20 protein-coding genes and 1 pseudogene are annotated in these 21,790 nt (G+C 69.4%); 6 read left to right on the forward strand and 15 right to left on the reverse strand.

The genetic code is table 11. The features are described 5' to 3' along the window. Window positions 1-13 precede the first annotated feature (13 nt). The 8 genes from AB0L64_RS36500 to AB0L64_RS36535 all read right to left on the reverse strand — a co-directional run bounded on the left by AB0L64_RS36500 (window position 14) and on the right by AB0L64_RS36535 (window position 8,887). Complete coding sequence (locus tag AB0L64_RS36500; protein WP_363717551.1) at window positions 14-1,027, reverse strand: 2-hydroxyacid dehydrogenase; 1,014 nt, start codon at window positions 1,025-1,027, stop codon at window positions 14-16. Continuing rightward, the gene (locus tag AB0L64_RS36505) at window positions 1,024-2,484 is read right to left on the reverse strand and encodes an FGGY family carbohydrate kinase (protein ID WP_363717552.1); all 1,461 of its coding nucleotides are present in this window, start codon (window positions 2,482-2,484) and stop codon (window positions 1,024-1,026) included. Before AB0L64_RS36505 ends, AB0L64_RS36500 begins: the two co-directional genes overlap by 4 nt. Before the next feature lie 12 nt (window positions 2,485-2,496). Further along, the gene (locus AB0L64_RS36510; RefSeq protein WP_363717554.1) at window positions 2,497-3,297 is read right to left on the reverse strand and encodes a DeoR/GlpR family DNA-binding transcription regulator; all 801 of its coding nucleotides are present in this window, start codon (window positions 3,295-3,297) and stop codon (window positions 2,497-2,499) included. Next, complete coding sequence (locus tag AB0L64_RS36515; protein ID WP_363717555.1) at window positions 3,294-3,911, reverse strand: histidine phosphatase family protein; 618 nt, start codon at window positions 3,909-3,911, stop codon at window positions 3,294-3,296. The genes AB0L64_RS36510 and AB0L64_RS36515 overlap by 4 nt, the downstream gene beginning before the upstream one ends. Continuing rightward, complete coding sequence (locus AB0L64_RS36520) at window positions 3,908-5,242, reverse strand: FGGY-family carbohydrate kinase (protein WP_363717556.1); 1,335 nt, start codon at window positions 5,240-5,242, stop codon at window positions 3,908-3,910. The genes AB0L64_RS36515 and AB0L64_RS36520 overlap by 4 nt, the downstream gene beginning before the upstream one ends. A 146-nt stretch (window positions 5,243-5,388) precedes the next feature. Continuing rightward, window positions 5,389-5,622: a hypothetical protein gene (locus AB0L64_RS36525; protein ID WP_363717557.1), complete on the reverse strand. Its 234-nt coding sequence runs from the start codon at window positions 5,620-5,622 to the stop codon at window positions 5,389-5,391. Window positions 5,623-5,952: 330 nt separating this feature from the next. Then, the gene (locus AB0L64_RS36530) at window positions 5,953-8,592 is read right to left on the reverse strand and encodes a hypothetical protein (protein WP_363717559.1); all 2,640 of its coding nucleotides are present in this window, start codon (window positions 8,590-8,592) and stop codon (window positions 5,953-5,955) included. 7 nt (window positions 8,593-8,599) lie between these two features. Continuing rightward, complete coding sequence (locus AB0L64_RS36535) at window positions 8,600-8,887, reverse strand: hypothetical protein (protein ID WP_363717560.1); 288 nt, start codon at window positions 8,885-8,887, stop codon at window positions 8,600-8,602. Window positions 8,888-9,012: 125 nt separating this feature from the next. Here AB0L64_RS36535 and AB0L64_RS36540 point away from each other — a divergent pair, with 125 nt between their 5' ends. Beyond that, on the forward strand, window positions 9,013-10,416 hold the full coding sequence (locus AB0L64_RS36540; protein ID WP_363717561.1) for a glycoside hydrolase family 43 protein: 1,404 nt from the start codon (window positions 9,013-9,015) through the stop codon (window positions 10,414-10,416). A gap of 146 nt (window positions 10,417-10,562) precedes the next feature. After that, window positions 10,563-10,820: pseudogene (locus AB0L64_RS36545) on the forward strand (NADAR family protein); the annotation flags it as partial. Here AB0L64_RS36545 and AB0L64_RS36550 read toward each other — a convergent pair. Genes AB0L64_RS36550 through AB0L64_RS36565 form a run of 4 tightly spaced genes read right to left on the reverse strand, consistent with a single transcriptional unit; the run spans window position 10,804 to window position 14,653 of the window. Further along, on the reverse strand, window positions 10,804-11,574 hold the full coding sequence (locus AB0L64_RS36550; RefSeq protein ID WP_363717562.1) for a hypothetical protein: 771 nt from the start codon (window positions 11,572-11,574) through the stop codon (window positions 10,804-10,806). The pseudogene AB0L64_RS36545 and the gene AB0L64_RS36550 sit on opposite strands and share 17 nt — an antisense overlap. A 48-nt stretch (window positions 11,575-11,622) precedes the next feature. Then, window positions 11,623-12,444: a carbohydrate ABC transporter permease gene (locus tag AB0L64_RS36555; protein WP_363717563.1), complete on the reverse strand. Its 822-nt coding sequence runs from the start codon at window positions 12,442-12,444 to the stop codon at window positions 11,623-11,625. Beyond that, window positions 12,441-13,373, reverse strand: coding sequence for a sugar ABC transporter permease (locus tag AB0L64_RS36560; protein ID WP_363717564.1), 933 nt, complete (start codon window positions 13,371-13,373; stop codon window positions 12,441-12,443). The genes AB0L64_RS36555 and AB0L64_RS36560 overlap by 4 nt, the downstream gene beginning before the upstream one ends. Then, on the reverse strand, window positions 13,370-14,653 hold the full coding sequence (locus AB0L64_RS36565; RefSeq protein ID WP_363717565.1) for an extracellular solute-binding protein: 1,284 nt from the start codon (window positions 14,651-14,653) through the stop codon (window positions 13,370-13,372). Before AB0L64_RS36565 ends, AB0L64_RS36560 begins: the two co-directional genes overlap by 4 nt. Before the next feature lie 278 nt (window positions 14,654-14,931). Between AB0L64_RS36565 and AB0L64_RS36570 the strand changes: the two genes are divergently transcribed. Together AB0L64_RS36570 and AB0L64_RS36575 are read left to right on the forward strand one after the other, a co-directional pair. After that, window positions 14,932-15,645 (forward strand): hypothetical protein, encoded by a 714-nt coding sequence (locus tag AB0L64_RS36570; protein WP_363717566.1) that lies wholly within the window; start codon window positions 14,932-14,934, stop codon window positions 15,643-15,645. A gap of 87 nt (window positions 15,646-15,732) precedes the next feature. After that, on the forward strand, window positions 15,733-16,461 hold the full coding sequence (locus tag AB0L64_RS36575) for a hypothetical protein (protein WP_363717567.1): 729 nt from the start codon (window positions 15,733-15,735) through the stop codon (window positions 16,459-16,461). 1 nt (window position 16,462) lies between these two features. On the opposite strand, the gene AB0L64_RS36580 is transcribed toward AB0L64_RS36575, so the two are convergent. Then, a complete protein-coding gene (locus tag AB0L64_RS36580) occupies window positions 16,463-17,191 on the reverse strand; it encodes a metalloregulator ArsR/SmtB family transcription factor (protein ID WP_363717569.1) in 729 nt (242 codons plus the stop codon). Window positions 17,192-17,257: 66 nt separating this feature from the next. Here AB0L64_RS36580 and AB0L64_RS36585 point away from each other — a divergent pair, with 66 nt between their 5' ends. Further along, a complete protein-coding gene (locus tag AB0L64_RS36585) occupies window positions 17,258-18,400 on the forward strand; it encodes an MFS transporter (protein ID WP_363717570.1) in 1,143 nt (380 codons plus the stop codon). A 2-nt stretch (window positions 18,401-18,402) separates the two neighbouring features. Continuing rightward, window positions 18,403-19,185, forward strand: coding sequence for an endonuclease/exonuclease/phosphatase family protein (locus AB0L64_RS36590; RefSeq protein ID WP_363717571.1), 783 nt, complete (start codon window positions 18,403-18,405; stop codon window positions 19,183-19,185). Here AB0L64_RS36590 and AB0L64_RS36595 read toward each other — a convergent pair. Then, window positions 19,156-20,022, reverse strand: coding sequence for an alpha/beta hydrolase (locus AB0L64_RS36595; protein ID WP_363717572.1), 867 nt, complete (start codon window positions 20,020-20,022; stop codon window positions 19,156-19,158). The genes AB0L64_RS36590 and AB0L64_RS36595 overlap by 30 nt on opposite strands. A 154-nt stretch (window positions 20,023-20,176) precedes the next feature. Beyond that, window positions 20,177-21,763, reverse strand: coding sequence for a serine/threonine-protein kinase (locus AB0L64_RS36600; RefSeq protein WP_363717573.1), 1,587 nt, complete (start codon window positions 21,761-21,763; stop codon window positions 20,177-20,179). Window positions 21,764-21,790 lie beyond the last annotated feature (27 nt).

Below are 21,790 nucleotides of genomic sequence, written 5' to 3' on the forward strand. Positions count from 1 at the left end.
CGGAGGGGTGGCATCAGCACAGTCCGACGGGCTCCTTTCCGGCGAGGAAGGCGGCGACCGCCTCGGCGGCGATCGAACCGGCGCGGTGAGCGGTCTGCCGGGTGGCACCGGCCAGGTGCGGTGTCATCACGATGTTGGGCGCGGTCAGCAGCCGCGAACCGGCCGGTACCGGCTCGGCCGGGAAGACGTCGAACGCGGCCGCGCCGAGCTGCCCCGACTCCAGCGCGTCCACCGTCGCGTCGTAGTCGAGCAGCCCGCCACGCGCTGTGTTCACCAGGACGGCGCCGCGGGGCATCGCGGCGATCTGCTCCGCACCGATCATCCCGCGGGTCTGATCGGTCAGGCGCGCGTGCAGGCTCACGACCTCCGACCGGCTCAGCAGGTCGTCGAGCTCCACCAGCTCGATTCCCGCGGGCGCCTCGTCGACGTACGGATCGGCGACCAGGACGCGGGCGCCGAAGGCCAGCAGCACGCGCGCGACCCGCTGGCCGATCGCGCCGTACCCGACGAGGCCGACGGTCGACCCGTCGAGCTCGATCCCGCACTCGTCGTACGCGTACAGGTCGGAGCGCCACTCGCCCTGCTCCAGGGTCCGCTGCAGCCGGGGAAGGTTGCGCAGGGCACCCATCATCAGCGCGACCGCGTGCTCGGCGGCGGCCACGGCGTTGCGGCCCGGCGTCGATGCGACCGCGACGCCCCGCTCGGCGGCGGCGGCGAGGTTCACGTTCACCGGACCGCCCCGGCACACGACCAGGAAGCGCAGGTCCGGCGCGGAGTCCAGCACCCGCTCGGTGAACGGTCCCATCTGGGTGACCGCGAGCTCGACGCCGGCGAGAGCCTCGATCAGCTGGTCCTCCGCGTCGCTCGCCTCGTCCACCTCGGCCACCTGCCCGTACGGCGTCAGCGGCCAGGGCAGCGTGACCTCACCGAACTCGAACGCGACGTCCGGGATCGTGCGCAGCGCCGCGGCGAGCAGGTCGTTGCGTACGAAGTGGTCGCCGGCGAGCAGCGTCTTGACGGTTCTCATCGATCTCCTGAAAAGGTGGGTGCTGGGTCGGACCAGCGCGGGCGGGCCGACTCGATGCGGCGCAGGTAATGGGCGTAGCCCTCGGCGTAGAACGCGGCGCGGGCCGGGTCGGGGTCGATCTGACGCGTCTCGGCGATCCACTCGGCTCCGGCGCTGTCCGGATCGATCGCACGTCGCGCGCAGATCACCGCACCGCGCGCGGCGACCTGCTCGGCCTCGGCCGTGTGCAACGGCGCGTTCAGTACGTCGGCGAGGATCTGCGTCCACTCGCTGCTGCGGGCTCCACCGCCGCACACCGTGACGCGGCCGGTCCACCCTGCTGCTTCCAGGCAGTGGCGAGCGGCGTACGCGATGCCTTCGCAGGTCGCGCGCACCAGGTCGGCGGTCGTGGTGGACAGCGAGATGCCGTCGATCGTGCCGCGGGCGCGGGTGTCGACGAAGGGTGCGCGTTCACCGGCCTCGGACAGGTACGGCAGGACGGTGACGCCGGACGCGCCGGGCGGGCTGTCCGCCAGCAGGGACGGGAGGTGATCGGTGCCGACGCCGACCAGGGCCAGGACGCGGTCGAGGGCCGCCGTGCCGACCATCGCGGGCATCGCGCGGAGCCAGACGCCCGGCGTCCACGTGCCGAGGAACAGGCCGGCGGGCTCGCCGTCGACGGGTAGCTCTCGCGTGACGACCTGGCAGGCAAGTGTCGTGCCGACGGTCAGCAGCGCGTCGCCGGGCTCGGTCACACCGGCGCCCGTCGCCGCGGCCGGGAGGTCATACGGGCCCGCGGACACCCGAGTCCCGGCCGCCATGCCGGTCGAGTCGTCTCGCAACTCCCCCACCGGCCCAGCGGCAGCAACCGGCGCCAGCAGGTCCCGCACCCCGGACAGACCGGTGGCCGCCAATGCCTCGTCGTCGTACTCCCCCGTCCTGGGATCGAGAAAGGGCGCGGAGGCGTCCGAGACATCCGTCGCCCGTACGCCGGTCAGCGCCTGCATCACCACGTCCTTGCAGTACGCCGCCGTGCCGGTCCGCTCGATCACATCGGGCTCTTCGGCGAGCACCGCGGCCAGCAACGGACCGGACGCTCCCGGAAACATCCGGTTTCCGGAACGCCGGAACACGTGTTCCGCAACCCCGTCCGCGGTCCACCGCTCGAGGATGCCGCTGCTGCGCGCATCCAGCCACGAGATCGCCGGGCGGGTCGGCGTACCGTCCGTGTCGACCAGCCACAACCCGTCACCCTGAGCGGTGATGGCGAGGACGTCCGGGCGGGTTCCCACCGCGGCGGCCAGCTCACCGACCACCTCGTTGACCGAAGCAACTATCTCCGGCGTCTCGTGCTCGAACCGCCCGGTGCTGCGGTGCAACAGCCGGGTCGGCCGGGATGCCTCGGCCAGTGGACGGCCGTCGGCGCTGAACGCGACTGCCTTCGTGACGGTGGTGCCTACGTCAACGCCAACGTCCATACACGCCCCCTCCTAGATTTTGGCGACCTCCACGGTCGCGCCGTGGTCGCGCAGCGGGTCGATCAGGTTCTTCGGGGTCTTCTCGTCGACGATCACCACGTCGAAGTCGGTCAACGGGGCCAGCCGGTGCAGGGCGGTGCGCTGCAGCTTCGCGTGATCGACGAGCAGCACCTTGGTCCTCGCAGAGCGCAGCATCGCCCGCTTGACCAGGACGATCTCCTCCTCCTGGTGGAACGCGTGCGTCGCCGACACCGCCGACACCGAGCAGAACAGCAAGTCGGTGTGCAGCGCCTCGACGGCCTCCGCGCACGGCATCCCGCCGAACGAGTCGTGGGTCGCCGAGTAGATCCCGCCGAGCGCCAGCAGCGTGATGTCCCGCAGCTGGGCCAGCTTGGTGATCGCCGGCAGGAAGTTCGTTGCCACCGTCAACGGAGTGATGTCCTCGAACAGGTCCACCAGGGCCAGCGCGCTGGTCGAGTCGTCGAGCATCACCGACATCCCGGGCTCGATCATCGCGCGGGCGTGCCGGGCGATCGCGGCCTTCTCCGCGTGCGCGGTGTTCAGCCGGTACGCGACGTTGCTCTCGAAGACGCTCGTCGGCTGCGCGCTGACGCCGCCGCGGTACTTGCGGACCACACCTTGCCGCTCGAGCTCGTCCAGGTCGCGGTGCACCGTCATCACGCTCACGCCGAACGCCTCGACCAGGTCGTTCGCCGAGACCGAGCCGTGCTTCACGACGTACGCCGCGATCTCGGCCTGCCGGCGCGCGGGGCGACTGAGTTCGGTGGTGTCGCCGTCGACATCCGTTGTCATGCCAGGGTCTCCAAACGCAGAGGAGGAACGTTGTACGCCTCGAGACCCACTGTGCCGTCCTGCCACCGGAAACGCACCAGCGCCGCGGGACCGAGTGCAGGTAGCAGTCTGCGGTAGTCGTTCAGCCGCAGGCCGAGCACCCTGCACACGAGCAGCCGGATCAGCGTGTTGTGGGCGACCGCGAAGACCTTCTGCCCCTGGTGCCGGCGCCCGATCTCGTCGAACACCTCGCGCACCCGATCGGCCGCCGCGGCCGGGTCCTCGCCGCCCGGGAAGTGGTTCCGCACCGGGTCGAGCTCGAACGCCTTGCCCACGGCCGGCGGCAACTCGCTCAGCATCTTGCCCTCGGCAGACCCGAATTCGACCTCCCGCAGCCGGGCGTCGACCGTCGGCTCGGCCGCGAGGGCCTCCGCGAGTGGAGCGATGGTCTGACGGGCCCTGAGCATCGGCGAGCACCACAGCGCGTCCGGCGCGTAGCCGAGCGCCCACTCCTTCAGCTGCTGCGCCTGCTGGACACCGACCTCGTCGATCGGGAGGTCCGTGGAACCGGTGTAGCGGTTGCCGTGATGCCAGGCGGTCCGGCCGTGGCGGGCCAGCACGATCGTGGTCCTCATCCGCGGTACCCCCTGCGGTCGAGCTCGGCGACGAATGCGCCGTACAGGTCGTCGAGCCGGTCACCGCGCGGTTCGAGGACGCGGTCCACCCGCACCATCCGGCGCGCGGTCCCGGTGAGATCGGTCCCGCCGGACGCGGCCAGAACCGCCATGCCGTACGCCGGATCCGGTACGGCGGGGATCTCCACGGGTACGCCGAGGACGTCGGCGCGCAACTGGTTCCAGTACCCGCTCCGGGTGGCGCCGCCGGTCAGCGAGACCGAGCGGACCGGGTCGGCTCCGAGCGTCTCCAGGTGCTCGAAGGCGAGTCGCTCGATGAAGGCGACGCCTTGCAGCACGGCAGCATAGGTGTGCAGCTCGTCCGGTGTGTCTCCGAGTGTGAAGCGCTCGGCCTGCGGAGCCACGAACGGGAACCGCTCGCCGGTCTTGGTCAGCGGGTAGGTGATGGCCTTGACCGGGTGGGCGGCACGATCCAGGGCGTCGAGGTCGGCTCCGGGGAGCAGCTCGGTCAGTACGCCGGCGCCGGTGCTGGACGCGCCGCCCGGAAGCCAGCCGCCGTCCGGGTGGCGGTGGCTGTAGACGGCACCGGTGGGGTCGGTCAGCAGGTGGTCGCTGACGCCCTTCAGGACGAGCGTCGTGCCGAGGACAGAGTTCCAGGCGCCCGGGCTCAGCGCACCGGCGGCGATCTGAGCGGCGCACCCGTCGGTCATGCCGGCGTACACCGGGACGCCGGCCGGCGTGCGGCCGAGCTCGGCGCCGGGGCGGACGACCTCGGGGAAGGCGGTGAGCGGGAGCCCGAGTTTGTCGAACGCCGCGGCCGGCCAGGCGTCGGCGATCAGGTCGTACCCGGTCTTCAACGCGTGGCTGGTGTCGGTGGCGACCGGGTGGCCGACGAGGTGGGCCGCGACGAAGTCGGCACTGTGCACGACGCGCCGGCCGGCCAGGTCGAGATCGAGGATCTTCGGCAGCGCCCATGTCGGCTGCATGCTCGTGGACCAGCGATCCGGATCGGCGTCCACGATCTGGTCGCGACGGTCGGCCGAGCGCGCGTCGTCGTACATCAACGCCGGGGTGACCGGGCGGCCGGTGCCGTCGGTCAGCAGGAAGGTGCCGGAGGTGGAGCAGATCGCGATGCCGTCGAGATCGGTCGCGCCGACCTCGGCCAGGACCTCGTCGACGGCGGTCAGCCAGGCCTGCGGGTCCTGCTCGTGCCGGACGCCGTCCCGGTGACTGCTGAGCGGCCGCGTTGCACGGGACACAACGGCGCCCTTGGCATCGGCCAGCACGGCCCGCACACTTTGCGTGCCGAGGTCGAGACCGATCCAGCCCACGAAGCGCCTCCCAGGTGAGTGTTATCTATGTTGATAACATAACACCAGAAGACGGTAAGAACGCACCAGCCCCTGACCGAAGGCGGACACAAGACGGCTCCCGCAAGCCGTCGGCGTGCGGGAGCCGGTGAGAAGCAGAACTTCGGTCAGGAGTGCATGAGAACCAGCGCCGGGTCGACGGTGGCCAGCTCGAGCCGGCCGGCGTCGACAGCGCCGTACGCACCGATCGGGCCGCTGCTGTGCCGGCCGTTGCGGTTGAGCCAGAAGCGCCAGCCCGCGGGCGGCTCTGGCCAGGTCGGATCCGGCGTCCAGCCGAGCGGTGGACGCCACTCCGACGTCGGCAGGTCCGGCCAGTCGGGTGGCGGGTTGAACTTCTGCACGAGCGGGTCCCTCCGGATTCCCCAGCGATCCGCTGATCGCGAACTGTCTGACAGATCAACGACCTGACGCACCGAGTGTCACGGATAAATCTTCGTAAAGTTTCATCCGGCATACGGGGACCAATCTCAGCACCGAAAGCCCGCCTCGGCAACCGCTCTCTCACCAGCCGGACTGCATGTGCATCGGCATCAGCATTTGTTGCCTTGTCCACACTGGATCCCCTGGTTGTCCACAGCAATCGCCCGTTTTCCACAGAGGTTGTCCACAGGAAGTACGGAGGGTGCCGGGGCTCGCACGCACAGGCACCGTTGCCCTGGGCGCCGGACCGGTCACAGGTCGTCGAGGCGGGCCCTGACCCGGTGGTGGTCGGTGAGGGAGCCGACCAGCGTGTAGCCGAGGGAGCGGTACGCCTCGAAGTCCCATTCGTCGTAGAACTGGTCGCCGGTCGTACGGCGCGGGAAGTCCGCGTGCTCGACGGCGTACTGCTCCAGGTCCCAGTCCAGCGACCCGGCGAGGACCGCTTTGACGAAGAAGATCTCGGTCTTGTACGGCTTCTCCTCGCCGTCCTCGAGCGGATGCGTGGCGATGCCGTACGCCCACGGGCGGTCGGATCGCACCTTGGCGCCGCGGACCATCGGCGACGGGTCGATGTCGATCTCGATGCCATGGTCCATCCGGGCGGTGGCGATCGCCTCGGCGAGGGCGGTGAACCGGTCCTCGGCGTCGTTCGACGCATCGATCGCGATCACCTGCGCGGGCTTGCGGCGCAGTGCCTCGACCAGGCCGAGGTTGTCGTAGTGCCCGCCGTCGGTCACGTAGATGCGGCGCTCGTACATCGACGGCGACCCGACCGCCTCGTGCAGCAGCCGGTACGGGCCGGGCTTGTCGATCACGCTGCCGACGTACCGCCGGACCTTGGCGACGACGCCGTGCCGGTCCGGGAACGACGCCTCGGCGTGGTTGTTCCAGTACGGGTTCGGCAACCACACGCCGAGCCGCGCGTTCAGGACGGCGAGCAGCAGGCGGACCGGCCGCGTCCTGGCGTTCACCCGGCCGGTGAGCGGGCTGAACGCGGCGCCGCTGATCGCCATCGCCGCCGGAACCGTGACCTCCCGCTTGAGGACGTCGGCCTCGCGCTCGTAGTCGGCCGTCGCGCGGCGGCCGCCGTCCGGCAGCGACCGGTCCCCGACGATGCCGATCTGCTCGGCGTCGAACACGAACGGCACACAGTCGCGCTGCGTCGGCACGAAGTCCGGGTCGCCGACGTTCGCGACCCCGGCGATGACGAGCTGCGGCCCGCCGTCCAGCGGCTTCGCCCAGTCCGAGTACCGCAGCCGCAGGTGATAGTCGAGAGCGACCGCGGCGCCGTTGTCCTGCCGCTTCACCAGGAACGCGCGCGACAGCCGCTCGCGGTAGAACGAGTGCAGCGAGGTCCGGTTCGCGTCGGTGAGCATCTTGATCGCCAGCGCGATCGCGACCAGCACGAGCGCGACGTCCCAGTCCTGCTGGTACGCCGGATCGGTCGCGTAGCCCCCGGTCCAGCGCAGCAGCACGACGACGGCCGCGAGCACGATGATCGCGCTCCCCGCCCACGGAGCGAGCTTGGTCCGCGCGAACACCAGCAGCCGCGCGCGCAGCCCGGTCGCCGCCTTGCCCTCGACGGTCAGCCCGTTCCAGACCGATTTGCCCAGCCCGATCAGGACGACCACCAGCGCACCGAACGACGCAACACCCTGTCTTGTTGGGTCCACCAACGCCAGCAAGGCCGACGGCAGGCTCGGCTGATCGGCGGAGTCCCCGGGGATCTTCCCCAACAGGTACAGGCCTCCCGGCACGCCGAGGAGCAGGACCGCGACCGGTACGCCGTACCGCAGCGTCACGTTGCCGATGGTGGTGAGGATCGTCCGCACGACGTCCGGCATCCGCGCCCAGCGGTCCCAGACCTTCTCGATCAGGAACATCAGCGCGCTCACCGCGAGCAGGAACACCGACATACCGACGAAGAACCAGGAATCGTCCGGCCGCCAGTCGACCTCGGGGCCGGGCGTGATCACGCCCTGGTCGGCGAGGAACCAGCCGAGCACCCACGCGATCGCGCGCAGCGTGATGCCGATCAGCAGCAGGTTCACCACCAGGCCGAACAGCACCGACAGCGCGGCACGGAACATCGCCCGACCGCCCGACAGGAGGTAGCGCGTCTGCCGGCGCAGACGTGCGAGCTCTGGCGAGCCCGGCGAGAACGGGTCGGTGCAGGTACGACGCAGTACGTGGAACGCTGCCGCCATGTAGCCGCCGCCGCTGACGCCGATCACGGTCGACGCCTTGTCGTAGAAGCCGCGCTCGGACAACAGCTGCAACGCGCCGAGACAGAACGACGCGGAGCGGATCCCGCCGCCGGAGCAGGTGATGACGAGCCGGCCGTCGTCCTTGCCGTCGCGCTGCGGACGCCGGAACGTCGCGGGCGCCGGCTCCACGCCGTACCACTTCCGCTGGCCGAAGCGGCTCGTCGCGATCAGGCAGACCGCGAGGATCAGGACGCCGGCCACGAACACGGCCCGCATCAGCCAGGTGAACCATCCGGTCGACAGGCCGGCGCACGGGCCCGACCCGAAGTCGTCCCACAGCACGACGTTCTCCGCGATGTCGAGGACGGCGGCGGCGAGGACGGTCCAGGAGCCGACGGCCGCGATCGCCTTCCAGGACTGGCGATTCAGGTACCTGACGTACTTGTACGCCCGGTACGCCGCGTACACGCTCGCCAGGACGAACGCCGAGTCGACGAGGATCGAGAGCCGGCCGGGAACCTCACAGCCGGCCGCCGCACCGGCCGCCTCGCCGACCGCGGCCCGCATCGGCAGCTGCACGATCGCGAGCACGACGGCGAGCTGGAGCGTCTTGGTGAAGGTCCGTCGGCGACCGACCTGCTCGATCGTGGCGTCGCCCTTGGTGCCGTCCGATTCCCCGAGCATCGCCCAATCATGCCGGGCTCGGGGTCCAAGCGACCTGCAGGTGCGTCTGGCTGATGCGGGACGGGACCGTGCCGGCGGCGATGCGCTGGTCGAGGGCGGCGAGTTCGGTGCAGGCGAGGGCGATCGCCTCGGCCTGCGTGCGGCAGTCGGCGTACCAGAAGGGGTCGTCCGGCTGCCGGTCGTCGGCGTCGTCGATGTCGGCGTACCAGCGATCGCACCGGTAGTGCACGACCCGCACCTTGAGCTTCATGTGCGGTACGACGCCGTACCGCGTCCCGGGGTTCCGGAAGGCCACCTTTCGACGTGCGTCGAATGGCAGCGGACCGTTCGATCCTCGTGCGAACCGTTTACAACGATGGTAAAGAGACGGTACAACCGAAGGCGAGACCGGTCCGCCCCCCAGGTTTCGAGAGGTGAGTCATGAGATTCGTCCGTGCCGCCGTGATCGCCGTCCTGCTCATCGGTGTCCTCGCACCGTCCGCACCAGCAGCCGAGCTCCAGGAGAACGCGGTGACTTCGCAGACGTTTCGAAATCCGGTGAATCCGTCCGCGGATCCGTCGCTGATGTTCCACAACGGCCGGTACTACGTGGCGACCACCCGCGGCGACCGGATCGGGATCTGGTCGTCGACCAGCCTGGCGACGCTGCTCGTACAGCCCGAGCAGGTGGTGTGGCGCGACTCCGACCCGAGCCGCAACACGCAGATGTGGGCGCCGGCGTTCCGGCACGTCGGCAACCGCTGGTACATCTACTACACGGCGTCCGACGGCGTGGACGCGAACCACCGGATGTACGTACTCGAGTCCGCCGGCGACGACCCGCTCGGTCCGTACAGCTTCAAGGCGAAGATCGCGGATTTCGGTGAGTACGCGATCGACGGCGAGCCGATCACGGTCAACGGGCAGCAGTACTTCGTCTGGACCGGCCCGGGCCGCGGCCAGGGCGGACCGGCGCAGCTGTACATCGTCCGGATGAGCAACCCGTGGACCGCGACCGGCGGCCGGATCGCGATCCCGGCGGACGGCGGGTGCACCGAGGTGCGGGAGGGACCGACCCCGCTGTACGGCGCGACGCGTACCTTCCTGACCTACTCGACCTGCGACACCGGCAAGCCGGACTATCAGCTGTGGATGAAGAGCATCGCGAACGGCGCCGACCCGATGGTCGCGGCGAACTGGGTGCAGCACCCGGGCCCGGTCTTCTCCCGCAACGACGAGACCGGTGTGTGGGGTCCCGGGCACCACTCGTTCTTCAAGTCGCCGGACGGGACCGAGGACTGGATCGCCTACCACGGCAAGAACACCAGCACCTACACGTACTCGTACCGCACGACGCGCGTCCAGAAGATCACCTGGAACGCCGACGGTACGCCGAACCTCGGCCGGCCGCTCGCCGCGGGCGCGACCCAGAACCTGCCGTCGGGCGATCCCGGCTCGGCGAACTACTGGATCAACGACACCGATGCGGCCGTCAGCTACACCGGCGCGTGGAGCTCCGGATCCGGCTGTGGCAACCAGTGCTTCTGGGGCAACGACCACTGGAGCTGGGAGCCCAACGCGACGGCCACGATCCAGTTCACCGGCACCCGCGTCGCCCTGCTGAGCGTCGCGGACACCGGCAACGGCATCGCCGCCATCTCGGTCGACGGCGGCCCCGAGCAGCGCATCGACTACTACAGCTCGATCCGCGTCGGCGAGCAACTGATGTACATCAGCCCGACCTTGCCGTCCGGCCCGCACACCCTGAAGGTGCGCGTGACCGGCGACAGGAATCCGTCCTCGACGAGCGCGGTCATCAGCCTGGACCGCATCGAGGTCTACTGACACGCTTGGCCCGGTGAACCGTGAAGACGTCCAGCAACTGATCGCGTCCGGCGAGCGGGTCAAGTACCTGTACTTCTGGGGCCACCAGCCGCAGCGCGACGGCCGAGGCGAAGAACCTCGGGCGTGAAGTCCGCGGGTTCGACGACGAAGCGTGGGCGGCGGCGCGGTTCGGGATCGTCGTCGACGGGAGTACGGCGAAGTCCGGGCAGGACCCGGCACTGCGTTCGTACCTGGTCGGCACCGGTCAGCGGGTGCTGGTGGAAGCCAGTCCGCTGGACCGGGTGTGGGGCATCGGGCTGGCCGCCGACGACCCGCGAGCGGCGGACCCCGCCGGGTGGCGGGGTCTCAACCTGCTCGGGTTCGCGTTGATGGAGACGCGGGCCGCGCTCAGTGGAAGGTCTTGACGACCGTGCGGCCGTTGACGAGGAGGAGGTGGCCGTCGTCTCGGAGTTGCAGGACGTTGCCGGCGCGGCGGGACTCGTACCACCAGGTGATGTCGCCGTCTTTGTTGACCGCGTAGAACGTGCCGTTCGGGCCGACCCAGGCGCGCGACTCCGGCGCGCCCTTGTCGCCGATGCTCCACAGGACGGTGGTGCCGTTCTTCAGCAGCCTCAGATTGCCGGTGGTCGTGAACTTGAGCGTGTAGACCCGGTTGACGGAGTACATGATCACCTCGCGTCCGGCCGGGTCCGGCGCGCGCAGGTTGCTCTGCGGCATCAGCGTGCCGACCACCATGTGCCGGTTCCAGTTCGCCTTGCCACGGGTGTTGTAGATCGCCAGGTTCCCGGTGTCCGGCAGCACCAGCTTGGCGCCGGCGCTCTTGATGCTCATCCACCAGACCTTCGTCCGGCCGTAGATCACCTGTAGCGTCCCGTCGGTCCCCATCACCAGCACGGAACCGGGGCGCCAGGTCCCCGACGTCCACAGCGGCAGTGAGACTCCACGCTGGAACAGTTTCGCGTCTCCGGACGAGTGCATGATCAGCGTGAAGACTCCGCTGCGCGAGCGAATGTACTGCCCGGGCAGCAATTTCTGTCCCGGTAGCAGCGTGTCCGACACCGCCACCGTCTTCGCCTCGGCCGGTGCGCTTCCCACCAGCACGGCCCCGCCCGACAGTGCCCCGACGGCCAGCATCCCGGCCACGAGTCGACGTACCATCCCCGCCCCCTTTGCGTTTGTGAGTGCTCAGTGTCCTGGATGCGGAGGTCAACCCTTCAGCCCGGAGGCGAATCCGCGGATCACGTAGCGCTGCAGGACGAGGAACAGCAACAGGATCGGGAGCGCCGCGAGTACCAGTCCGGCGGCGACCAGGCCGTAGTCGGACGTGTATTCGTTGACGAAAGCGAACACACGCACCGGGACCGTCTCCCGGCCGGACCCGCCCAGGTACAGCAGCGGGGTGAAGAAGTCGTTCCAGATGTGGACGGCGTTGAGGATGAGGACCGTGCCCGTGATCGGACGCAGCAGCGGGAAGATCACATGCGCGAACGCCTGCAGGTGCGACGCCCCGTCGATCAGCGCCGCGTTCGTGTAGTCGGCCGGCAGCGAGCGGATGAACCCGGTGTAGAGGAACACCGTGAACGGCAGCTGGATCCCTGTGTAGAACAGGATCATTCCCTGGTACGTGCCGAGCAGCCCCAGGTCGTTGACGAGCTGGTAGAGCGGGATCATCCCGAGCTGGAACGGCAGGATGATGCCGACCAGGAAGAGGATGTAGAGCGTGTAGCTCAGGCGCGTCGCCGTCCGGGCCAGGAAGTACGCGGCCAGCGAGCCGAGCACGATGAGCACCAGCACACTGCTCACCGTGATCAGCGTGCTGTTCAGCAGCGCGGAGCCGAGTGACGCCGACTGCCACGCCTCGCCGAAGCTCCCGACCGTCGGCGGATCCGGCAACGACAGCGGCTTGTTGGCGATCTGGCCGGGATCCTTGAAGGCCAGCGTCACCAGGGCGTACACGGGGAAGAGAAAGGCGATGGCAGCCGCCACCATGACAACTTCCAGGACGAACGTGCGGGGCTTGTACTTCATGCCGTCGTCTCCCTCGAGCGCAGGTACCCGATCTGGATGAAGGACACCGCCGCGACGAAGATCGCCAGCACCAGGGCAACCGCGGTGCTGTAGCCGAACTTCCCGAAGACGAAGGCCTGCTTGTACAGGACCGTCGACAGCGTGTCGGTCGCGTACCCCGGGCCGCCGTTGGTCATCGCGATGATCTGGGTGAACAGCGTCAGGCCGCCGACCGTGGACAGCATCAGGTTGATCGTCACGGCCGGTGCGAGCAGCGGCCAGGTGATGTGCCGGAACCGGGCGACAGTGCCCGCACCGTCGACCATCGCGGACTCGTGCAGCTCGGCCGGCACCCCCTCCAGGCCGGCCAGGAAGATCACCATCGAGTACCCGGCGCACTGCCAGATCACGGTGAACGCGACCGACCACAAGGCGATCGACGGATTGCCCAGCCAGTCCTGCCGCAGCCCACCGAGACCGATCGCGCCGAGGGCCGCGTTCAACCCGGCGTCCGGCGCCGGGTTGTACACGTACTTCCACAGGAACGACACCATCACCGGGCTGACCACGACGGGCGCGAAGAAGATCACCCGCAGCACCATCCGGCTCTTGATGCCGGTATGGACGCCGAGCGCGAGCAACAGCCCGATCCCGTTCTGGACGACGACGATCGCGACCGTGAGCAGCAAGGTGTTGCGCAACGCGCCGAGCGCCTGGTCGTCGTGGAACAACTGCTGGAAGTTGTCCAGCCCGACGAACGACCGCTGCGCCCCCACCCCGGACCAGTCCGTGAACGCGGACCCGGCCCCGGAAAACGCCGGATACAAGACCACCAGCGCATACACCAGCAACGCCGGCACCGCGAACAACCACGGAGGCCCGAGCCGCCCACCCCGCCGCCGCGGAGTCCTGACTGCGTCCCGGCGTACCGCCTGAGCTGTGACCGTCACGCGCTCTTCCGATACGCCTCGTCCATCTTCTTCAGGGCGGCGGGGACCGTGGTCTTGCCGCCGAGGAGTTCCTGGACGACGGCGAAGTGGGTCGGTTGTACTTCGGCGTTCGGCCAGCGCTGGTCCATGAACGGGACCGCCTTGTTGTCCTTCAGGTACGGCAGGAACGGCTTCAGCACCGGGTCGACCTTCGCGTCGCCCTCGGAGTAGAGCGGGACGCAGGCGACGGCCTCGGCCCACGCGTTGACGACGTCCGGCTGACCGCAGTACTCGACGAACTTCTTGGCCTGATCGGCGTGCTTGCTCTTCACGTTGATCCCGATGCCGACCACGACGCCGCCCGGGATCCAGTTGTCGGCGGCCACGTCGGTGGCCGGGAACGGGAACATGCCCAGGTCGTCCGGGGTCGGCGACGCCTGCCGGAAGGCCTGCAGCACCGCCGACACCTGCACCGCCATCGCGGCCTTGCCGGTGCCGACCATCGAGGTGGCCTGCTCGTACGTCGTCCCGTTCGGGTTGTCGTTGAAGAAGCCCTTCTTCTGCAGCTCGAGGTACTTGTCCATCGCGTCCGCCCAGCCGGAGTCGGCGAAGGACGCGTTGCCGGCGATCATCTTGTCGTCGAAGTCCGGGTTCTTCGCGTACACCGTGCCCGGGACGAGCGCGTAGTCGATGAGCTGCGTGACCCACGGGGTCTGGGCGCCGAGCGCGATCGGCACGATGCCCTTCTTCTTCAGCTTGTCGCAGGCCGACAGCAGTTCCGACCAGGTCGTCGGCACCTCGACGCCGGCGGTCGCGAACGCCTTCTTGTTGTAGATCGCGCCGAGCACGCTGGTGCCGGGCGAGAAGATGAACGTCTTGCCGTCGTTCTGGAACGCGCCCTTGAACCCGGTCGGGATCTTCTGCGTCCAGGACTGGCTGCTGAGATCGGTCAGCAGGTTCGCCTTGCTGAGCTGCGCCATCGACATCGCGCTGCCGTTGCCGGGGTAGACGGCGTGCAGGTCGGGCGCGTTGCCGGCCGCGAGCTGGGCGCGGAGCGCGGTCTGCAGCTGGTCTGCCGGCGAGAACGACAGGTTGAAGTCGAAGCCGGAGTTCGCCTTCTTGAAGTCGTCCAGGGCCTTGCGCAGGCCGGCCTCCTGGCTGCCGGCGCCGATCACCTTGAGGGTGCCGCCGGACGCGGAGCTGCCGTTGCTGCCACCGCAGGCCGACAGGGCGCCGGCCAGCGTCGCACCGCCGGCGAGTTGCAGGAGCCGCCGGCGGCTGATGGACCGATCGAGTGCCATGGGTTCCTCCTGAGCGCCGAAGTACCGGCCAAGAATGTGAAGTAACCGAAAGATGGTGTTACTTTTGTCACGCGGGACGCTACGTACGGCCCGGGAGGGTGTCAAGACCTCGTTGAAAGGATTCAGTCACGACCGGTGTGAAAAGGCCTCCACCGGTGTTTTGGGCCGGTGCCTACCTCGCCTGAGAAGATGGGCGACGTGTCCGTGACCGCCTCCCCGCATCCGGCGCGTACGACGTCGTTCGTACCGCCGGCGCCGACCTGTGGCCGGGTGCGGGCGTGAGACGAGTCCTTCTGGCCGGCCTGCTGTTGCTGGCCCTGGCGCTCGGCGCCGGCGGTGGCTACTACGCGGGCGACTACCTCGACGCCCCGGAGCCGACGGCGTCCGGCACCGCCGCGCCGCTCGGCGACATCTCCCCGTCCCCCACCCCGTCACCCACCGAGCCCTCGCTCCCGGTGAAGACACCGATCCCGAACAACGAGGAGCCCCTCGAGACCGGGCTGAACTACGACGAACGCACGTTCTCGGTGACCGCGAAGGACGGGCAGTCCGTCAGGCTCTCGCTCGAGATACCGCAGGGCTGGCGGTTGACCAGGGATCCGAAGCACACCGACCAGGTCAGGTATGTGGAGAAGGTCGAGCAACGCGGCGTGCGGGTCCAGGCGGACGAGCCGGCCGAGGAAACCCCTGAGGCCGAGATGTCGCAGCTCATCGTCGATCTCAAGAAGAGCCAGGCGCCGGAGAACGACGTCCGCATCCTCGACCACACGACGGAGATGGTCACCGGCGACGACGGCGAACCGCGATCGGTCGCGACGCTGGTCTACACCTACATCCCGGGTAAGACCCTCTGGTACGTGATCGTCCGCTGGATCGCCGTCAACGGTGCTGACACCAACGTGGAGATGAGCGTCACCGGCCTGCCCCAGGACGCGGACGCCCTGCACGAGATCCTGGAGAAGGCCACCACGTCGGTCGGCGAGGTCGGCTGACCCCTTTTCACGGAATCGTTACGCAGCTGGTGCAACCTCTCCGGGGGCTCAGGTGTCTTCTGTTAGTAGGTCTGGGGAGGTGAGGACGTGGCGAGAACGGTGACCCGGCGAGCGATGCTCGGCGCCGGCCTGCTGACGCTGGCGGGGGTCGGCGGCGCGGGCGGGTACGGCGTCGGCCTGTTCCTCACCCAGGAGCCCAGCCTCGCCGGCACCGCGGCCCCGCTCGCGGTCGGCCCCGTACCGAGCTCGAGTTCGTCGACACCGACGCCGACACCCACCGGCCCGCCGCGCAAGGTCACGTACGACGACTCGCCGGCGCTGCAGGCCGACGACCTGCGGTACGCGACCCGGAACTTCACGGTCACCGACATGTTCCGGTCCCGGATCTCGGTGCGGGTGCCGTCGGACTGGGTGTATACGAAGCAGACTCCGCCGAAGAGCGGGCGGTTCACCGACCGGACCAAGAAGCGCTGGATCCGGGTCGAGGCCGGCTTCACGATCACCCGGCCGCCCGCGGACTCCCTCGCCGCCCGGCTGAAGCAGCTCGCGGCGATCTCGAAGGACCAGATGGTGACGGTGCTGTCGCAGGAGGTGGAAGCGAACTTCGCGACGCTCGCCTACACCTACGTGCCGGACGAGGAGCTCTCCCCGGAGGGCATCCTGCGGTACGTCATCGTGCGGTGGGTTGCCGATGACAGCGGCAACTGTGCCGTCGAGATGAGTTCGACCGGTCTCCCGCAGGACAAGGACGCACTGCTGGACGTGCTGGACCACGCCGGGGACAGCGTCGAGCGGCGCGACAGCCCGCTGGGGTGAGTCAGAGCAGTCCGGCCAGCGCTTCGCGGCCGGGCTCAGTCAGGTCGACGGCTCGTTGGCCCCGGCGACGGCGGAGCCAGCCGCGGGCGAGGAAGGCTTCAGTGACAGCAGAGCCCAGCTGACCCGCCAGGTGGTGGCGTTGTTCGCTCCAGTCGACGCAGAAACGCAGGAGCGGGCGGCGGGTCGGCTGAGCGCTCAGGTCGACGCCTAGGTCGGCGAAAACCTCAGCAGCCTTTGGCCCTAGGGCGTAGGGACCGTCGGGCAGTTGCTGGGCCAGAGGGTCGTCCGGTCGGCGCTCGGCCCCTTTGCCGCCGTCGGTACGTCGGAGGGCGTCTCGGCGTACCAGCCCTTCCAGAAGGGCTACGCCGAGGCGGCCGGCCAGGTGGTCGTAGCAGGTGCGTGCTTCGCGTAGGGCTGCGGCACGGGTGCTCTGGCGGAGCGACGTGATGGGCTGGGGCTTGGCGATACGTGCCAGGGCTTCGACAGCCGCGGCGACCTCCGGACCGGCCAACTTGTAGTACCTGTGCCGTCCGGACCGCTCGACCGTGACCAGACCGCCGTCCAGCAGCTTGTGCAGATGGGCACTCACGGTCTGCGGTGAAACACCGGCCTCGGAAGCGAGCAGCGAGGCCGGTAGTGCGCGGCCGTCCGCGAGCGCCATCAGTACCTTCGCCCGCGCTGGTTCCGCCATCAGTCCGGCGGCGCGGGCCACATCGGCGTCTCCGTCCATACTTCCCATGCTCACACCGGCACACTTCGACACAACCCGAAGTGTTCCGGTGGAACCGTGGAAAGCATGCTTCTCGCCTTGCTGTGCGTAGGAATCTTCCTGGTCCAGCTCGACGTCACCGTGGTCAACGTGGCGCTGCCCACGATCCGGACCGATCTCCAGACCGGTGCAGCGGGACAGCAGTGGGTCGTGAGCGGCTACATGATCGTGCTGGCTGCTCTGCTGCTCGTCTGTGGCGCATGGGGTGACCGAATCGGCCACCGACGTACCGTGCTGGCCGGGCTGGCCGTCTTCGGTGGGGCCTCGTTGGCCTGCGGTACAGTGCCCAACATCGAGCTCCTGGTCGCGGCACGAGCGCTCCAAGGCGTCGGCGCCGCCCTGCTGCTGCCGAGCACGCTGGCCGTCATCTCCGATCAGTACGTCGACAGGGCCGCAAAGGCGCGGGCTGTCGGGATCTGGGCGGGCGCGGGCGCATTGGCGCTCGTCGCCGGCCCGCTGTGCGGTGGCGTACTGGTGGGCGGGCTGGGGTGGCGCGCGGTGTTCCTGATCAACCTGCCGATCATCGCGATCGCGCTGCCCGTGGCCTGGAGGATCATGCCGCGGCGGCAGACGGCCCGGCCGGAGACCAAACGCCGGCTGCGGATCGGCGTGGACTTCATCGGTGCCAACGTGGTGGCCGGCCTGATGAATCTGGTTGGTCTGGGCACGCTGCTCGCCTTGACGCTCTACCTGCAGGAGTACCTGCATCACAACGCTCTGCGCGCCGGACTGGAGCTGCTCCCGGTTCTGCTGCCGCTGGCGGTGCTCGGGCCGGTATCGGGTCGAGTCACCGGTCGCTTCGGTCCGCGGCTCCCGATGTCGTTCGGCCTGGCACTGGGAGCGATCGGGTCGTTCTGCCTACTCGCCGTAGATCCCGGCAGCGGCTACACGGCGGTCCTGCCGGTCGAGCTGTGTCTCGGCATCGGCATGGGCTTCCTGACCGCGGCTGTCGTCAACGCTGCGGTCGCTGCACTACCGCCGGAGCGCGCCGGGCTGGCCGGCGGCGTCAACAACACAGCACGCCAGGGCGTTGGCGCGCTGGGCATAGCGCTTTACAGCACGGTCCTTGGCCACTCGGCCGCGTTCACAAATGGGCTGCATGTCCTGGGCTGGCTGGGCGGCACGTTCTGGGTACTGGGCCTGGGAATCACTTGGCTCACAGTGGAGTAGACATGCGACTGGCGACGCAGAACGTCTGGGGAGTCCGCGGCGACTGGCCCGCACGGCTCGCCCTGTTCCAGAAGGGCTTCCAGCTACTGGAGGCCGACGTACTGACGATGCAGGAGACGGTACTGACGCCTGACTTCGACCAGGTCGAGGCGATGCTCGGCCCTGGCTACCACGTGGCGCACTCCTCGGAGCGCGAGTACGACGGGTCCGGCATCAGCACCGCCAGCCGCTGGCCCATCGGTGAGGTGCTGGAGCTCGATCTGAACGTCACGGACCGGACCGGTGACTTCGCTTGTACGGCCCTGGTCACCGAAGTGCTCGCACCGTTCGGACGGGTCTGGGTCGCGAACCACTTCCCGGACTACCAGGTGGACCACGAGCGTGAGCGGTGCGCGCAGACGGTCCTGGTCGCACGCAAGCTCGAGGAGCTGGTGTCGGGCGCGCCCGGGCATGTCGTCGTCGCCGGGGATCTGGACGCGGACGATGCCGCGGACAGCGTGCGCTTCTGGACCGGACGTCATGTGCTCGACGACCTGAGTGTCTGCTACCGCAGTGCCTGGCAGGTGACGCATCCGTACGAGCCGCTGGAGACGTTCGAACCGGGAAACCCCTGGTTCGTCGACGGCGACTGGCCGTACCGCGGCATCGACCACATCCTCGTTCGCTGCGGGCCCGCGGGCCGGCCCACGCTGCCGGTCCTGTCGTGCATCCGGACCTTCGACCGGCCCGGCGCGATTCCGAGCGACCACTACGGCCTAGCTGCCGACCTCGAGGAACGGCAGTAGCCACGCGAGGGTCTCGTCCGGAGCCTCTTCAGGGAGGAAGTGGCCGGCGTCGACAGGTCCGCCGGTCACGTCGTCCGCCCAGTCGCGCCAGATGTCGAGCGGGTCGCCGTACCAACGGCCCACGGCGCCCTCCTGCTCCCACAGGACCAGCGTCGGGCACATGATGCGGCGAACGCCCCGGTCCGCGGCGTCGAGCCCGCAGTCGGTCGTCGCGGCCGCGCGGTATTCCTCACAGATCGCGTGAACGGTCTCGGGGTCGCGGAACTGGCGGACGTACTCCGCACGCACTTCAGGCGGAAACGCGTCGCCGCCCGCCCAGGTGTCCAGGAGGTGGTTGACGAACGCCTCGGGCGCTCCGCCGATCAGGGTCTCCGCGATGGGAGCCGTCATGAACGACCACACCCAGTACGCGAGCGCGAAGTCCTTGTCGGCGCGGTCGAAGGCGTCTCCGGTCGGTACGACGTCCAGTACGCCGAGCTTGGTCACGACATCGGGGTGGTCGAGCGCCGTCCGGTACGCGCAGCGGGCGCCGCGGTCGTGGCCGACGAGCGCGAAGTCGCCGTACCCCAGCTGTTTCATCGATTCGACCTGATGCCTGCCGAGCTCGCGCATCGACTGGTCACCGGAGCAGGTGCTGTCCCCGAAGCCGCTGAGGTCGGTGGCGACCACGGTGAACTCGCGGGCCAGGGTCGGCGCGACCCGGTGCCACATGACGTGTGTCTCCGGGAAACCGTGCAGCAGGAGGAGCGGCGGACCGGCACCGCCCCGGCGTCCGTGGATCGTTGCTCCGGACACCGGTACGTCGAACTCGTCGAACTCCTCGAAACCTTCGATCACACGACGGGACGTACCCAGATCCTTGACGCGTCAGTCGACCGGCCAGATGGTGCGGAAGATCTGGGAGCGCAGGCGATAGAACCTGCGGCGGGCGGACTGCAGCAGTGCCGGCGACGGCCGGAACCGCTCGGTCGGAAAACGCATGGAGAACTTCCTAGGGGGTGTACTGCACCGAATCGGCGATCTCGGTGGCCCGGTACGGCTCCGATCCAGGCACGACGACCTGGACCAGGAGCGAGCCGCCGTCCCCGTGATCGACGACTCGTTGGAGCAGCACGATATCCGCACCGAAGCAGTTGCCGGAAACCCGGTCCGTGACCGTCTTCCCACCGACCGTGTGCGGGACGGGACTGCCGGCGTTGTCGCACTGCTTGCCTTCGGGGACCGCCAGCTTCACGTTCGACACCCCGATGAAGACGCCGGGCGTCCTCCCGGACCAGTCGGCGTCCTGACTCACTCGGAAGGCCGGAGTGCCGCCGGTGCCGCCCGGCGCCGTCCAGACCGACCGGGCCATCGACCGGGCCCAGGTCTCCGGCAGCCGGACCGAGAACTGGTCCTGCGAGACGACGACCATCTTGCGGTCCGAGAGGTACCAGTGTCCCGCGTACCCGGCGCCGCCGCCGAGCAGCAGCGCAAGCACCGCGGCGACCACCCACCGGCCACGCCGGCGCTTCCGCGGGGCCGAGACGACCCCGACGGCGGCGGTCTCGGCCTCCGGGTCGGCAGTGTCCGCCGGGTCGGTGCCCGTGTGCACTGTCTCCGCCCGGACGCCCTCCGTTGTCACGGAACTCGCCGCGGCGACGGTCTCCGAGGGGTCGGCGGGCTTCACGATCGTCGGCTGGTTCTCGTCGCTGAGCGCGGTCTTCGCGTCCAGGTCGTCCGACGCGATCGTGACCGTCTCGCGGGCCGCCATCGGGAAGTCGCGGGTGGGCTCGTCGAGCGCGCCGACGAGCTGCTTGGTGAACGTCTGGACGTCCGGCCAGCGCTTCTCCCGGTCCGGGTCGAGCGCGCGGACGATCGCCGCGTCGACCTGTCCCGGCAGCTCGAACCCGAGCGAGCTCGGCGGCGGCGCCACCTTCACCCGGCTGGCGGCGCCCAGCCCGTCGACCTGGTGCGGAGACCGCCCGGTGAGGGCGGCGTACGCGACCGCGCCCAGCGAATACTGGTCGGCGCGCTGGTCCAGCCGCTCCCCGAGCGCCTGCTCAGGGGCGACGTACGACGGGGTGCCGCCGGGCATCGTGATCCGGGACACCTCGTCGAGGGACTTGCCGAGGCCGAGGTCGGACAGCACCGCCCGCTCACCGTCGTCGGTGCTGCGGAACAGGACGTTCGCCGGTTTCACGTCGCGGTGCAGCAGGCCGCGCCGGTGCAGCGCCTGCAGGCCGCGGCCGACCTGGACGACCACGTCGACGGCGTCGGCCGGCGGGAGGGGCTCCTTCTTCAGCCGGTCGGCCAGGGTGCCGCGATCGGCGTACGTGAGCACCAGGAACGGCCGGCCGTCCTCGAGCTCACCGACGTCGTGGACCTGGACGACGTGCTCGGACTCGACGCGGCGCAGGAACCGGCCCTCCTCGAGGAACCGCCGCCGGACCGAGTCGTCGTGCCCCCAGTTGTCGGCGAGCACCTTGATCGCCACCTCGGCGTCCAGCTGCTCGTCGTGAGCCAGCCACACCGTCGCGAAACCACCCGAGCCAAGGCGTCGGCGCACGACGTAGCGACCGAGTCTGGTTGGGACCCCCATACAGGGCATTATGGGTCATTGGAGTGT

Source organism: Kribbella sp. NPDC051936 (genome assembly GCF_040680955.1).
Classification (GTDB): domain Bacteria; phylum Actinomycetota; class Actinomycetes; order Propionibacteriales; family Kribbellaceae; genus Kribbella.